Source organism: Roseburia yibonii (genome assembly GCF_014297335.1).
Classification (GTDB): Bacteria; Bacillota; Clostridia; order Lachnospirales; family Lachnospiraceae; genus Roseburia_D; species Roseburia_D yibonii.
On record NZ_JACOQH010000003.1, the window covers coordinates 142,759 to 157,812 of the forward strand.

Consider the following 15,054-nt stretch of genomic DNA (forward strand, 5'->3'; position numbering starts at 1 on the left):
CCTTACGCTTCCTTTTTGGCATTATAGCAATTCATTGCCTGATCTGTTTCTCCGCGCAATATCATGGATACCGCGCCGATCGCGTCCTCGATCGCGTCATTTACTTTCTTTCGGTCTTCGTCCGAAAAGCGTCCGAGCACATAGTCGGCAAGATCCCATCCCTTCGGCTTTTCTCCAACACCGACTTTGATCCGCTTGAAGTTCTGTGTTCCGGTCATCGCAATGATATTTTTGATTCCGTTATGTCCGCCGGCGCTTCCTTTTTTGCGGATGCGGATGTTTCCCGGCGCAAGACTGATATCGTCAAAAACCACCAAAAAATCTTCCTCGGCATCTAGCTTATAATAATTTAAGATCTCCGCTATGCTCTCCCCGCTCAGATTCATGTAGGTCTGCGGTTTTACCAAAAGCACTTTCTCGCCTTCGATCACTCCCTTGCCGCAGAGTGCCTTGTGCTTTTTTTCACTGATACTGATATTATATTTTTCCGCCAGCGCATCCATGACATCAAAGCCGATGTTATGTCTGGTTCCCTCGTACTGGCTGGTCGGATTTCCAAGTCCCGCGATTATAAACATGATTTTCTCCTCTGAATGATTTTTTCTGCTGCCGCAAGCTGTTCTTTGTCGTTTACTCCCTCTATATCCTCCGGGCTCTCCAGCGCGAACGCGTCCACCTTTAAACCCTTTTCCCGTATGATCGCAAGTGTATCCGGCAGATAATATTCGCCCTGCGCATTATTTGGCTTTATTTTTCCAAGCGCCTCGCAGAGTTCTTTGGTATCAAACAGATACATGCCCGAATTGATCTCATGGGAACTTAACTCTTTTTCACTTGCGTCTTTGTGTTCCACACTCTTTACAAAGCTGCCCTTTTCGTCTCTTATGATGCGTCCGTAGCCGGTCGGGTCATCAATCTTTGCGGAAAGCACTGTGACCGTATTTTTCTGCGTCCGGTGGTAATCCGCCAGCCGTCTTAACGTCTCCGCTGTGATAAGCGGCGTATCCCCGAACAGGATTAGTGTTTCCCCTTTGTCGCCTAAAAATTCCCTCGCACATTTCACTGCGTGCCCGGTGCCAAGCTGCTCCTCCTGCAATACAAAGGACACTTCCTCTTTATGCGCGATCCGTTCCTTTACGATCTCATGCTTGTAACCGACCACCAGGCAGATCTCCTCCGCTCCGGCTCCTTCTGCCGCCTCGATCACATAATCGACCAGGCATTTTCCATCTATCGTATGCACAACCTTCGGCAGATCCGACTTCATTCTCGTACCTTTCCCCGCTGCCAAGATCACTGCTTTTAAACTGCTCATCTTCCTTTTCCTCCCGAATTTGCAATATCATTTTGTATTTTAGTATAATTTCCGTAATTTGTCACGAAAAAACCTCCGGTTTCCCGTATTCCGGGTCCCGGAGGTTCCTTGACGGCAGAAGACGCACCTTCTGTCACATTTATCTTTTAGCTTTCCCCATTTTTATACCTTCTCACGCATAACGCCTGTTATTCCGCTGCTTCTTCCGCCGCGATCTCAGCTTCATACTTGTCTAAAATGATCTGCTGGATACGGGAACGTGTATCGGAATTGATCGGATGCGCGATATCGCGGTACTCGCCATCTGCCGCTTTCCGGCTTGGCATCGCAATAAAAAGTCCCTTCTCACCTTCAATGACCTTGATGTCATGTACAACAAATTCCTCATCGATCGTAATGGACACCACTGCCTTCATTTTGCCTTCTTTTTCTACTTTTCTTACTCGTACATCTGTAATCTGCATAATCTTCCTGCCCCTTTCAAGTCTCAGCCACCCATGCTGTTTTTTAAATGCTGTATCTTTCGTTATTCTCTAATACAACCTTAATTCCATCACCACCGCTGTAATATGTATTTGCCTTCAGAGTACCCCTACTCTCGACAATACAGTTCTCTATATGCGTATTATCCCCGATATAGACATCATTCAGGATAATGGAATTCTTGATCACACAATTCTTTCCTACAAATACCTTCTTAAATAAAACGGAATTTTCAACCTTGCTGTTGATGATGCATCCGCTGGCGATCAGACTGTTTCTGACCTCCGAACCCTCGTTATATTTTGCCGGCGGCAGATCGTCGATCTTGGAATGGATCTTTGGATCTTCTTTGAAATACCTGCGTACCTCCGGTTTTAAAAACGCCATGTTCGTCTCGTAATATGCCTGTACGGAAGCGATATTGCTCCAGTAGGTATCGATCTTGTATCCGTAGATCTGCTTCATATTCTTATAGCGGATCAGAATATCGTTTACGAAATCGCTCCGTCCTTCTTCATGGCAGCGCTCCAACATTTCGATCAGCTGTCTTCTGCGCAGCACATAGATTCCAGTGGAAATGGTGTTGGAACGGGATACCATCGGTTTCTCCTCAAACTCGATGATCCTTGAATCCTCGTTCATCTTTACCACACCGAAGCGGCTGATATCCATATCTGCCGGCATGTCTTTGCACACTACCGTGACATCCGCTTTCTTTTCAATGTGATAATCGAGTACCTTGTTGTAATCGAGTTTGTAGACGCAGTCACCGCTTGCGATGATCACATACGGTTCGTGGCATCTGCGTAAGAATTCGATATTCTGGTACATGGCATCTGCCGTACCCTGATACCACCAGCTGTTGTCCGGTGTCACCGTCGGTGTGAAGGTATAAAGTCCACCCTGCTTTCTTCCGAAATCCCACCATTTGGAAGAATTCAGATGTTCATGCAGGGATCTCGCGTTGTACTGTGTGAGTACCGCTACCTTCTGAATATGCGAATTTGCCATGTTGCTCAATGTAAAGTCGATGCATCGGAAACTTCCGTGGATCGGCATAGCCGCTATCGCGCGCCGTGTTGTGAGTTCACGCATCCGATTGCTGTTTCCGCCTGCTAAAATAATTCCTAATGCCTTCATTCGCTGTCACCTGCCTTAATGATATATTCCCCGCTCTTTAATTCCCCATTCGGATAATCGGCCGGTTCAGTAATACCTGAAATTGCTGTATTCTTTCCTATTTTAACATTCGCCGGTATCTTACTGTCTTCTCCTATTGTTGCCAGACCAAACGCATAGATCTTTTCACTTAATTTGCTCGGTGCTTCCTCTCCTACGCCAAGTTCCGTTCCGTCCCCCACGGTACAGTTCTCAGCGATAATGGATTTGTCGATCGTGCAGTTATCACCGATCACACAGTCCTGCATGATGATCGAATTTCTTACCACGGTTCCCTTTCCGATCGTAACCCCCGGTCCGATCACGGAGCAGTGAACCTCACCGTAGATCTCAGAGCCTTCCCCGATGATGCTCTTTTCTACTACGGATTCCGCAGCCAGATACTGCGGCTCGATATTGTCACTCTTGGTGTAGATCTTCCAGTACTCCTCGTAAAGATTAAATTCCGGAATCAGGTCGATCAGCTCCATATTTGCTTCCCAGTAGGAACCAAGTGTTCCGACATCTTTCCAGTAGCTGTTATACTCGTAAGCAAACAGTCTCTCGCCCTTTTCATGGCAATACGGGATGATGTGTTTTCCGAAATCGCAGTTGCTCTGGTCTTTCATCGCAACCAGCGCTTCTTTTAACGCGTTCCAACTGAATATGTAGATACCCATCGACGCAAGATTGCTTCTCGGATTCTCCGGTTTCTCCTCGAATTCAAGGATCTTTTTGTTCTCGTCCGTGATCACGATACCGAAACGGCTTGCCTCCTCCATCGGAACCGGCATGGTAGCGATCGTGACATCCGCATGGTTCGCCTTGTGGAAATCGAGCATCACCTCATAATCCATCTTGTAAATATGATCCCCGGAAAGGATCAGTACATATTCCGGATTGTAACTTTCCATATACCGCATGTTCTGGTAGATGGCATTGGCTGTTCCGGAATACCACTCACTGTTGTCACTTCTCTCATAAGGAGGAAGTACGGTAACTCCACCGTTATTTTTGTCCAGGTCCCACGGCATACCTATGCCGATATGTTTATTCAACCGAAGCGGCTGGTACTGTGTCAGTACACCTACCGTATCAATCCCGGAATTGATACAGTTACTGAGCGGGAAATCGATGATACGGTATTTCCCCCCAAATGCCACTGCCGGCTTCGCAACCCCGGAAGTAAGAACGCCAAGGCGGCTCCCCTGCCCCCCTGCTAACAGCATGGCTATCATTTCCTTCTTTATCATGTCTATCACCTCTCGTAATTGTTGGGTTATTCGATATTTAAAATTATAACACACTTTTTTGTTTGTGTACATTATTTTGCACATTTTTTTTCTATTTTTTGTTCTTTTTTCGTTACATTTCACAAACTTCTAAAATGTTTCACGATTTCAATAAATTTTTTCTCCCGAAAATAAATTTGCAAAATCGGGATATATGGTTATAATATAAAATATGAAAATTTTATTTTAGAAAAGCAGGTATATAGTAATGTATAAGATTGATTTCAAACAGCCAATTCATGTTCATTTTATCGGCATCGGCGGCATCAGTATGAGCGGCCTTGCCGAGATCTTACTGAAGGAACATTTTAAAATATCCGGTTCCGACTCAAAAGAGTCCGCACTCACCGATAATCTTACCTCTATGGGTGCCCGGATCTTCTACGGACAGCGTGCCGAAAACATCCTGCCGGGCACAGATCTCGTTGTCTATACCGCAGCCATCAAAGAGGATAATCCGGAATTTGCGGCCGCAAAGGAAGCCGGTATCCCGATGCTTTCGAGAGCGGAACTGCTCGGCCAGATCATGGATAACTACAGACAGTCCGTTGCCGTTGCCGGCACTCACGGAAAGACAACGACCACTTCCATGATCTCCCAGATCTTACTGTGCGCAGCTGCTGACCCGACTTTATCGGTCGGCGGTATCCTCGATGCGATCGGGGGAAATATCCGCGTCGGCCACTCTGACATTTTCGTCACAGAGGCCTGTGAGTACACCAACAGTTTCCTGCATTTTCATCCGCGCTACAGTATCATCTTAGATATCGAAGCTGAACACCTTGACTTCTTTAAAGATATTAACGATATCCGGCATTCTTTCCATTTATTTGCGAAAAATACGATTTCGGATGGCGCTATCATCATGAATGGACAAATTGAGCGCCCGGAGGAAATCACCGAGGGGCTCTCCCAGGAAGTCATCACCTACGGTCTTGACCCGTCCTTTACCTATTACGCCAAGGATATCACCTATAATGAAAAGGCATGCGGTCGTTTTTCCGTCTATAAAAACGGCGAGAAGCTCGGCAAAGTTGCCCTTTCCGTACCCGGAGAGCACAATGTCTACAATTCCCTCGCAGCGATCGCTGTCACGGAAAAAATGGGCATTTCCTTAGAAGATATCATTCACGGACTTTCCATTTTCGGCGGAGCGAAACGCCGGTTTGAATTAAAAGGCAAAGTAAACGGTATCACGGTCATCGATGACTACGCGCATCATCCGACCGAGATCGAGGCGACACTGCACGCGGCAAAGAATTATCCACACGGACGGCTGATCTGTGTATTCCAGCCGCATACTTATTCGAGAACCAAAGCATTTTTAAAGGATTTCGCGAAAGCCTTATCCCTCGCGGACATCGTTGTCCTCGCGGATATTTACGCGGCAAGAGAGAAAAATACCATCGGTATCTCTTCCACCGCGATCCTTGACGAATTAAAGGCGCTCGGCACGGAAAGCTACTATTTTCCTTCTTTCGGTGAGATCGAAGATTTTCTTCTCGAAAATTGTGTGAACAACGACCTGTTGATAACTATGGGCGCCGGAGACATCTATACCGTGGGCGAACACCTGCTTGGGCAATAGTTATCCACTTTATCCACATTGTAATTGTGTATTACCTGCCAATTCAATGTGGATTTTTTATGTTTACATAAGAAATTGTGGATAACTTTTTTTGTTGATATTTGCACCTTTCGGCAGTTTTCCCAATTTTTCTGTCGGTTCTTTTTCCACATTATCCACATTGTCCACTTTCTCCGCAAGCCTTGATTTTTCTGGTTTTTCTGGCAAAAATAGGACTTCTCTTTTCAAAATACCTATGCTATAATGTGTGAGTTGAAAGAGGGAGTATTATGGCAGGCATTACATTACATAGCGAAAATAATGAGACCGTCACCTGCGTGCCGAATGTTTTTATCGATGAACTCATGGCAGACGCGGATGGCGAATATGTGAAAATCTACTTATATCTTTTACGCTGCATGAACGCCCCGGAGGAGTCCTTTTCCATCTCCGGCATGGCGGACAAGTTCGAGCATACGGAAAAAGATATCAAGCGCGCGCTTGCCTACTGGGAAAAGGCAAAGGTACTCCATCTCGAATATGACAATGACCGCAGACTGACCGGGATCTGCTTATCGAATCCCGGCCGCACAAAGCAACAGACGCCGCTTTCCGCTCCGGACACCCGGACAGAGACAGCCGCTTCTGCTGTCACGCAGGCAGCTCCCTCGCCGGAAAAGAAGGCGCAGAAGCCAAAGCCTGATTACACGGCGGATGAAATGCGCGCTTTCCGTGAGGACAAGGGTGTACAGGAACTGTTATTTATGACAGAGACTTACTTAAACCAGACGTTAAACGCGACAGACATCAACACGATCCTGTACTGGCATGACAGTCTTGGTTTTTCCATCGATCTGATCGAGTATCTGATCGAATACTGTGTCGGCGGCGGTCACAAAAGCATGCGCTACATGGAAACCGTTGCGCTCGCCTGGCACAAGGACGGGATCGTATCCGTCTCACAGGCCAAGGAGAAAAATGAGCGCTACAGCAAAACGAATACCGCTGTCATGAAGGCTTTCGGTATTTCCGGGCGCAATCTCGTGGAATCCGAAGTGGCTTTTATCGAGAAGTGGACAGGTACTTACGGATTTTCGATCGAACTGGTGACCGAGGCATGCAAACGTACCATGCAGGCGATCCACCAGCCAAGTTTTGAATATACCGATTCTATTTTAGGCAACTGGCATAAAAAGCATGTCTCTTCCTTGGAAGAGATCGCGGCGCTGGACGAAGCTTTTTTAAACCGGAAGCCCAAACAGCCGGTTCGGACGGCAAAAGAGCCCGCTCCGGCAAATAACCGTTTCAATAATTTTGACCAGCGCCCTTATGATTACAGACAGCTCGAAGAACAGGTTTTTAATCATTCCACCCATTAGCAGGAGGCTTTTAACGCATGGCATTGAACAACGCCCAGTACGACGAGATCATCCGTCAGTACAATGCAAAACAGATCCGAAATCAGCATATCGTGGAAGACCGCAAAAATGAGGTCTATGCCAAAAATGCACGTTTAAAGGAAATCGATGATACGATCTCCTCGTGTTCTGTCGCGCAGGCGAAAAAGCTTCTGCTCGGTGATGACGCAGCCGCACTGGATGAGTTAAAAAAACAGATTGCTTCTCTCCGCGAGGAAAAATCCGTGATCTTGGCTTCCCTCGGCTACCCGGAGGATTACTTTATTCCTCCCTATGACTGTCCGGACTGCAGGGACACCGGCTATATCGGCAACGAACGCTGTCACTGTTTCAAGCAGGCAGCGATCGATCTCGTCTATACCCAGTCCAACATCCGTTCCATCCTGGCAGAAGAAAACTTTGCTCATTTTTCCTATGATTATTATTCTGACACACAGACAGAGCCGGTAAGCGGTCTCTCACCGCTCGCGCTGATCCGCCGCGCAAGGGAGGAAAGTGAACATTTCATTGACCAGTTTGGTGTGGGCGACACCGCCCAGAATCTGTTTTTCTATGGCAATACCGGAGTTGGAAAGACCTTTCTCTCCAACTGCATCGCAAAAGAGCTTTTGGACCGCGGATTCTCCGTGATCTATTTCACTGCTTTTCAGCTCTTTGATATTTTCGCAAAAAATGTTTTTGACAAAGATACCGACGCCTCTGTGGCGCATCAGAATATATTCGACTGTGATCTATTAATCATCGATGATCTGGGCACCGAAATGTCCAACTCGTTTACGACTTCACAGTTCTTTTTGTGTTTGAATGAGCGGCTGCTTCGCAGGAAGTCAACCATCATTTCTACCAATTTAAACATGAACCAGCTTGCGGATATCTATTCGGAACGTACCTTTTCCCGGGTATTTTCCAACTACACGATGTTAAAGTTCTATGGCGACGACATCCGCATCAAGAAAAAGCTGCATTAATTTTGCTCTCATTAGATGCTGCATCTATTGAAATAAACTATAAACAAATTCATATTACGGAGGAACCTATTCATGTCAGACGACAAGAGAAATTTAGAAACCATTCCTAAGGGAAGCCTTGGACTCATCCCGCTTGCAAGCTGCAAAGAGCTCGGCGAAAAAGTGGACCACTATCTGGTAAAGTGGAGAGAGAAAAGACAGCATGAACACAAGGACACCATCGCATTCAAGGGTTATCAGAGCAATTCCTATATCATGGATGTCAGTGTACCGCGTTTCGGTACCGGTGAAGCAAAATGTGTGATCAAGGAATCTGTCCGCGGTTACGATCTTTTCCTTCTTGTAGACGTTACAAACTACAACCTGACTTATAGCGTATGCGGTTATGAAAATCACATGTCACCGGATGATCACTATCAGGATCTCAAGCGTGTGATCGCTGCTGTCGGTGGTAAAGCAAGAAGAATCACCGTTATTATGCCGTTCTTATATGAAAGCCGTCAGCACAAACGTACTTCCAGAGAATCTCTTGACTGCGCGATCGCGCTTCAGGAACTGATCTCCATGGGCGTTGACAACATCATCACGTTCGACGCACATGATCCTCGTGTCCAGAACGCGATCCCGCTCAACGGATTCGAGACCGTACAGCCGGCATATCAGTTCGTAAAGGGAATCCTCGGCGAAGTAAAGGATCTCTCGATCGACAGCGAACATATGATGATCATCAGCCCGGACGAAGGTGGTACCGGCCGTGCCGTTTATCTCGCAAACGTACTCGGACTGGATATGGGTATGTTCTACAAACGTCGTGATTACAGCAAGATCGTAGACGGACGTAACCCGATCGTTGCACATGAGTTCTTAGGTTCTTCCGTAGAAGGCAAAGATGTCTTCATCGTAGATGATATGATCTCCTCCGGTGAGAGTATGATCGATGTTGCAACCGAATTAAAGAAGAGAAAAGCAAACCGTATCTTCGTAATCGCTACATTCGGTCTTTTCACCAATGGTCTTGAGAAGTTCGACCAGGCAGTTGCAGACGGCACGATCTACAAAGTCGTTACAACCAACCTGACTTACCAGACACCGGAACTTCTTTCCAGAGATTACTACATCAACTGCGACATGAGCAAATATATCGCATACATCGTAGATACTTTAAATCACGATACTTCTATCAGTGATCTGTTAAATCCTTACGATCGTATCCAGCGTCTTGTCAGCAAATACAAAGAAGAGCAGAAAAAGAAATAACAGACCGTAATAAAAAGGACGGCGAAAAATCGCCGTCCTTTTTTTGATTCATTTATGATCACTACATTCGTATGTATAAATTTTCATTCTTAGAATAAAGGAACCATTCCCATGCTCTTCTGGTTGATCACATAGTATGCCGCGTTTTCTTCCGGTTTCAGATAGATCTGAAGGGATTTGATCGCGCTGGCTCTGTGTCCCTCTGAAACATATTTGTTCTTGATCGCGTTTACGATCTCGTCCTCATCTGCTTCGTTTCCGGCAAACTGGATCTTGATCTCCGGAATGAGCGGTGCCTTCTCTGCTTTCTTTGCAGCTGCAGTCTTCTTCGCTGTTCCGACTTTTTCTGCTGTTTTCTTTGCTGCTGCTTTCACTGCTGTCTTTGTCTCTGCTGCCTTCTCTACTGCGATCTCAGCTGCTTTTTCCGCTACTTCATTTACCTTCTCGGCAATCTTTGTCTCTGCTTCCGCTTTGACTTCGGTCTTTACTTCTGCTTTTACTTCCGGTGCCTTTTCTGTCACTTTTGTCTCTGCCGCTTTTGCAGTATTTGCTGCTGCCATCGGCTGTGTCTGTACTTTCGCTGTTACAGTTTTCGCTGGTCTCTTTTTCATTGCAAATCCTCCCAATTCATTATTCACAAACCAAAAATTTTTCCATTGCCTGTAATGCTTCTTCTTCGTCCTTTCCGTCTACTACGATGTCTACCGACATGCCTACCGTCGGATTGAACGCCATAATCCCCATGATACTCTTTGCATTGATCTTACGGTTATTGCTCTCTAAAATAATTTCGCTGTCAAAGCAGCATGCAACCTGCACTAATTCTGCAATAGGATTATCGTGCTTTTTTGAAACATCTGATACGATTACTTCTTTTTTTCTACTCATCTTGTCCTCTTACACTTCCTTATGTTTGGTACAAACTGTAATATACCTTATTCCGTATAAATTTGCAATAGATTTATAGGAAATCCGCCATTATCAACAAAAGTGGTCTATAACAGTCGAATTTTCTATACAACTTTATGGTGCATCTGACACAGTCATGGAAAATCAGATTTGTTCTATCCTATTATATTACCACGGATGAAAAAGATACCGAAAATTTTTCTCCTTTACTCGATATAGGTAAGGAATGTATCCCCCGCTTCGGAGAACATTGCCTGTGCCTCCTCCAATGGCTTAGACACATTTTTGCCGGCTGCCGGGTCATAATACACGATATTGTTCGCGTCATAACCCACGATCAGAACGGCGTCACTCTGATTTACCATTGCGAACACCGGCGTTCCGTTGCTCACATAATACAACAGTTCTTCAACGCTGCATCCGCCAAGATCCAGTATCCTGCAGTCCTGCATCGAATCTTCGAGCACCTGTTTCGGGGTATCCCCGCTATTTAACAGCTCCTGCACACTCAGATTGATCTCCTTGCTCTGTAACAGCGCGCTGATACACTGCGCGATCGAGCTTCCCGCCGCGTCCGAATCACCGATCGTCACATGTAAGGACGGGCAGTTTGTTTTTCTTGCTCTCTTCCAGATGTATTTCTGGCCATCTCCGATGACAACACCCATCGTTTCGTTCGCCTTGCCAATGGCTTCCGGCAGACTGTAAGTCGCAAGGCACACCTCGCCGCCGCTGTATACATAATACTTTTCGCCCTGTTTCGGCAGTTCGATGGAGATGTTGCGGTTCTCCTCGAGTACGATCTGCTTCGGTGTCAGAAGCTTCGGTGAGGTATCGCTCATCTCTTCTTCCAGTTTCAGCTGATACTGGGTCTCCTTCTGCTCCGTGTTGGTCTCATGGATCTCCACCGGCTTTTTCACGTCGCCCTCGCGGTTCATGATCGTGTCCGGATCCGCCTGCACATACGCCATGCCATTGTAGGTCAGCCGGTCTAAGTAGATCGTGTAATCCGAAAGCTGCACGCCGGATACAAAATAACCGTCCTTCTGGTACTCCTTTAACACCTCATGCGAGCCTTCCCCGATATCCACGATACAGATGCGGTACATCGGGAATGTAATGGTTCCCGCCGCGTCAGGCATCACCTGATCCGCTCTTGCCAGCCCATAAATGAAATCGCCCTGCATAAATCCGAGCGGCCGGATGTACTGTCCGTCCCCGGCATCGATCGTGTAATCACTGCCATCTGAGAAATCCAGTACATGCACCCTGGTTGCGGCATTGGTATCCGTTCCGTCGATGTAGGCGAAAAATTCATTGGTATCCGAAACCGCATAGGAATCCTCCGAGAGACCGGATACGACCTGCTTCGTCTCCCGGGTGGAAAGATCGATCTTATAAACCGTCCCCTCCATCATAATGAAAAGTTCATTGTCCTCATTTTCATAGATCAGCTGTCCGATGTTGGATTTCATGACCTGATAAGACTGTGTGGACGGCAGGAATGCCTCTTCCTCGACGGTGTTTGCCACACTGTCGAAATGATAGATCCCGATACCGACTTCGCCTTCGTGTTCGCCGCGGTTCATATAGCCGTATACGGCGAAATTGATGCTGCCCGCCTCGTCAATGTCGATGATCTTGATGTCGTGTTCGTCATAGTTTTCACGGTCATCGATCCCTTCAAATCCACGGAAACTGAACACCTGATACAGGCGGTCGTTGTTCTCATCATAGCTCCAGAGTTCTCCCTCCTGGACAAAGCAGACCACCGATCCGTTTTCGTTGGACTGGTAAGCGATATCCCCGGAACGGATGCCAAGCTGGATGCAATTATCATAGAAGCTGTCGTTCTCCCCACGGAAGATCTGGTTCATGGTTCGCTCAAAATTTAACAGATAGATACGGGAAGCCGTGTAACGGATCCTGTAGTATTCTTCCACGTTATAATATTCAAGTTCTCCATTATCTCCTGTGGAAGTCATGACATAAGAAAGCGTCACGACATTGTAGGAACCCTGGATCTCCCGGACCGCAACCGCAGGCTCTGAAAGCGGAACTCCCTTAAACTGGTTCCAGGTCACCTGACTTAATGTGGAGTTGATCGTCACGCGGTTTAAAGTGGAATTATCCGCCGAGGCATCCGGTTCCATATAAGTGGAAAGCCCGCCGGACTTTTCCTCGTCAAACGTCATTTCATGGAAGTTCTGCGCAAACTCCACGCAGGGTTCCACATTCGCGTCCTCGCTCTTTAAGATCCTTGTATAATAATAGTAGGTTTTATCCTTATGTTTGAGTTCTAAGATCAGATTATACTCCTGTCCCTCCTTGATCAGGTTCTGGATCGGGATCTGCATCGAGATCAGACCGCCGTTTTCCGTATAATCCGTGATCGCCGCCTCCGCGATCAGATCCTTTCCGTCCATGCTGCGGATCTTGTAGGAGATCGCGTCCACATCCGTGCCAAACGTCTGGATCGTCGCCGGTACTTTCATATCCGTACCAACCGGCGTGATCGTATCTCTCATGTAGGAAGCATCCATCTGCACGGTATACCCATGCAGTTCGTTGATCTTCTGCGTTCCTGTATACAAATCTATCATCGGTAAAGTGGCATTCGCCATATCTGTCGTAAGATCCTTGTTGGTCTGGTTGGTCATCAGGCTGAATCCGATCAGCGCCGCAAAAAACACGACTACCAGTACCCCGGCTTTTATCAATCCCTTTTTCAAAGGCGTGTCCTCTCTTTCCAAAAAAATATAGCTATCGAAAGCACGATAGCTATATTGTAATTCGTTTCGGTTAAAACCACAAGTCTTTCTTGGGGCAATTACCAAAATCTGCGGCACCGGTTGTGACGGCAGCGGCGGCGGAACATCTCATCAAATAAGAGGATTTCGATCAGATCGCGTCCACCCCGGTCCCTGCGCGGCGGCGGTGGCGGTGGTGGCGGAAAGCCTCCTCCCGGCCTGCGATCTCTGTATTGTTCCGTCTCTACTTCCGCTGTGGTGTTGTCGTAGACCTTATTGTAAATATCATCACACAGTTTCTGCACCATGACCCGGTCCGGATATTCATCAAACATCAGGCTCCCGTCATATTCCATCTTGTCGCATTCTTCTTCCACTACCCTCTGAATGCGCTTCGCTTCTTTCGGATACATCTCTTTTAAGCGTTCTCTGTCTCTCTCATACTCGATCTCGCTCAAATAGACATCCTGCATGGGATATGCCATATAAAATGGGATTTTATATCCACCGGACTGCTGCATACGGAAATAATTTTCCATATTAGGATCCATAACTTCGCTCCTGCTTTTAACTTCTTTATACTATATGCAGGACGCGGCTGTCCGGTTTCTCTCTTACGCTTCGTTTCGCACATACAAAAACAGCGCCGCGATCAGCTCCCTCGGAAATATGGTCAGAAGACCGATCTTTTCGGTGTCTGCCGCCATCCCAAGCCGCATTGCGTGATAAATGCAGGAAGTCACATACGCGCTCTCCTCCCTGCGCTTCCACTCCACAAGCCTGGTGATCAGTGTGCGTCTGCTCTTTGTCTCAAAGATCTTCGCGTCCGCACACGCATCCTCCGGCAGAACACACTGTCCGACTGCCTGCAGAAATTCACCAAACTGCCAGGTCTTTTTTACATCCACGGAAAAAATCTCTGCTGCGATCTCCGCCGCCCGGAGGTAATAATCCTTTTTCTCCGGGAATTTTCCATCGGTATACGCCTCCAACTGCGCAAACACCGTGCCGACATCCGTCATCCCGGCAATTTTCGGAAAACGGTTCCCGGAAAATACCGCTTCCGCCTTCGCGATCCATCTTGTAAACGAGTTGATCTCTTTTTCCCAGCCGGAAAGATCCGTATCGGAAAATGTATAGAGGAAGCCCCCGTACCTGCCGAACTTTTTCATGGCATCCTGATAGCCCATCTCCATATTGTCCATGAGCAGACCGTGGTCAAAATTCATCATGGTTCCGAGGGAACGCGTCGGCCGGATATAAGTGACGTACGGGCGCTTTGCATAGTTTGGATGCACCGGCTCCGTCCTCAAATCGACAGCGATCACTTCCTCCGCCCCCAGCCGTATCGCAAAATCGATCGGGAGATTGTCGTAATAGCAGCCGTCCAGATAGGTCTCCTCTCCGATCTTATGCATCGGGAAAAGCGGAAAGATCGCGGATGACGCCAGCAGATAATCCTTTAGCATCCCCTGCGGGATCTCCCGCTTTTCCAGTTCCACGCCCTTTAACGACGGAAACTGTGTCGTGACCAGTCCGAAATCAATCTCAGACTGCCGCAGTTTTTCCTCATCCACCATCGTCTCGATAAAAGCGTTGAACGGAGAGATATCCGCGCCTTTGTTTTTCATGTATTTCTTTAAAAACGGGCGGATGGCATCCTTTTGCTCCAGCATCCCCTCTAACGTCTCCGTCAGGTTGATGCCATCCTCCATCATATTTTCCATGCGGATCGTATCCCAGAGGGTATACGCCCGTTCGTATTCGCCGGAAGCCATGAACACGCCGTTGATCGATCCGATCGAAGTCCCGGTCACGATCTGATAATCGATCCCGAGCTCGTTGAGCGCGCGCCAGACACCGACCTCATAGGAACCCTTGGTTCCGCCACCCGCAAGTACAATCGCTCTTTTCATAGAACTCCTCCCTTTTGTTCC

General features: G+C 47.3%; 15 protein-coding genes. 4 read left to right on the plus strand and 11 right to left on the minus strand.

What is annotated here, in order from left to right:
- Nucleotides 1-2 precede the first annotated feature (2 nt).
- The 5 genes from pth to H8Z76_RS05600 form a co-directional block, all read right to left on the minus strand.
- Nucleotides 3-578, minus strand: a complete 576-nt coding sequence (gene pth, locus H8Z76_RS05580) for an aminoacyl-tRNA hydrolase (RefSeq protein ID WP_022515448.1) — start codon at nt 576-578, stop codon at nt 3-5.
- On the minus strand, nt 569-1,315 hold the full coding sequence (locus tag H8Z76_RS05585) for a sugar phosphate nucleotidyltransferase (protein ID WP_022515449.1): 747 nt from the start codon (nt 1,313-1,315) through the stop codon (nt 569-571). Before H8Z76_RS05585 ends, pth begins: the two co-directional genes overlap by 10 nt.
- A 188-nt stretch (nt 1,316-1,503) precedes the next feature.
- The gene (spoVG, locus tag H8Z76_RS05590; RefSeq protein ID WP_022515450.1) at nt 1,504-1,779 is read right to left on the minus strand and encodes a septation regulator SpoVG; all 276 of its coding nucleotides are present in this window, start codon (nt 1,777-1,779) and stop codon (nt 1,504-1,506) included.
- A gap of 43 nt (nt 1,780-1,822) precedes the next feature.
- Nucleotides 1,823-2,938 carry a glucose-1-phosphate adenylyltransferase subunit GlgD gene (gene glgD / locus H8Z76_RS05595; RefSeq protein ID WP_022515451.1) on the minus strand — a complete coding sequence of 372 codons (1,116 nt, stop codon included), beginning with the start codon at nt 2,936-2,938 and terminating at the stop codon, nt 1,823-1,825.
- On the minus strand, nt 2,935-4,209 hold the full coding sequence (locus tag H8Z76_RS05600; RefSeq protein WP_186981905.1) for a glucose-1-phosphate adenylyltransferase: 1,275 nt from the start codon (nt 4,207-4,209) through the stop codon (nt 2,935-2,937). The genes glgD and H8Z76_RS05600 overlap by 4 nt, the downstream gene beginning before the upstream one ends.
- A 247-nt stretch (nt 4,210-4,456) precedes the next feature.
- On the opposite strand from H8Z76_RS05600, the gene murC reads away from it, so the two are divergent.
- On the plus strand, nt 4,457-5,836 hold the full coding sequence (gene murC / locus H8Z76_RS05605) for a UDP-N-acetylmuramate--L-alanine ligase (protein WP_147618213.1): 1,380 nt from the start codon (nt 4,457-4,459) through the stop codon (nt 5,834-5,836).
- 63 nt (nt 5,837-5,899) lie between these two features.
- Here murC and H8Z76_RS05610 read toward each other — a convergent pair whose 3' ends face one another.
- Nucleotides 5,900-6,043, minus strand: a complete 144-nt coding sequence (locus H8Z76_RS05610; protein WP_186981906.1) for a hypothetical protein — start codon at nt 6,041-6,043, stop codon at nt 5,900-5,902.
- Nucleotides 6,044-6,105: 62 nt separating this feature from the next.
- On the opposite strand from H8Z76_RS05610, the gene H8Z76_RS05615 reads away from it, so the two are divergent.
- The 3 genes from H8Z76_RS05615 to H8Z76_RS05625 all read left to right on the plus strand — a co-directional run bounded on the left by H8Z76_RS05615 (nt 6,106) and on the right by H8Z76_RS05625 (nt 9,458).
- The gene (locus H8Z76_RS05615) at nt 6,106-7,194 is read left to right on the plus strand and encodes a DnaD domain protein (RefSeq protein ID WP_186981907.1); all 1,089 of its coding nucleotides are present in this window, start codon (nt 6,106-6,108) and stop codon (nt 7,192-7,194) included.
- 17 nt (nt 7,195-7,211) lie between these two features.
- Entirely contained in the window at nt 7,212-8,201 is a 990-nt protein-coding gene (locus tag H8Z76_RS05620; protein ID WP_147618211.1) for an ATP-binding protein, read from the plus strand.
- A 72-nt stretch (nt 8,202-8,273) separates the two neighbouring features.
- A complete protein-coding gene (locus H8Z76_RS05625) occupies nt 8,274-9,458 on the plus strand; it encodes a ribose-phosphate pyrophosphokinase (protein WP_186981908.1) in 1,185 nt (394 codons plus the stop codon).
- Between the two features lie 89 nt (nt 9,459-9,547).
- On the opposite strand, the gene H8Z76_RS05630 is transcribed toward H8Z76_RS05625, so the two are convergent.
- From H8Z76_RS05630 to H8Z76_RS05650, 5 genes are all read right to left on the minus strand, one after another.
- Nucleotides 9,548-10,069, minus strand: a complete 522-nt coding sequence (locus H8Z76_RS05630) for a DUF6465 family protein (RefSeq protein ID WP_022515458.1) — start codon at nt 10,067-10,069, stop codon at nt 9,548-9,550.
- Nucleotides 10,070-10,088: 19 nt separating this feature from the next.
- Nucleotides 10,089-10,346 (minus strand): HPr family phosphocarrier protein, encoded by a 258-nt coding sequence (locus H8Z76_RS05635; RefSeq protein WP_022515459.1) that lies wholly within the window; start codon nt 10,344-10,346, stop codon nt 10,089-10,091.
- A gap of 227 nt (nt 10,347-10,573) precedes the next feature.
- Entirely contained in the window at nt 10,574-13,099 is a 2,526-nt protein-coding gene (locus H8Z76_RS05640) for a cysteine peptidase family C39 domain-containing protein (protein ID WP_186981909.1), read from the minus strand.
- Between the two features lie 98 nt (nt 13,100-13,197).
- Nucleotides 13,198-13,668 carry a hypothetical protein gene (locus tag H8Z76_RS05645; RefSeq protein ID WP_022515461.1) on the minus strand — a complete coding sequence of 157 codons (471 nt, stop codon included), beginning with the start codon at nt 13,666-13,668 and terminating at the stop codon, nt 13,198-13,200.
- A 63-nt stretch (nt 13,669-13,731) separates the two neighbouring features.
- Nucleotides 13,732-15,033 carry a patatin-like phospholipase family protein gene (locus H8Z76_RS05650; RefSeq protein WP_186981910.1) on the minus strand — a complete coding sequence of 434 codons (1,302 nt, stop codon included), beginning with the start codon at nt 15,031-15,033 and terminating at the stop codon, nt 13,732-13,734.
- Between the last annotated feature and the right edge of the window lie 21 nt (nt 15,034-15,054).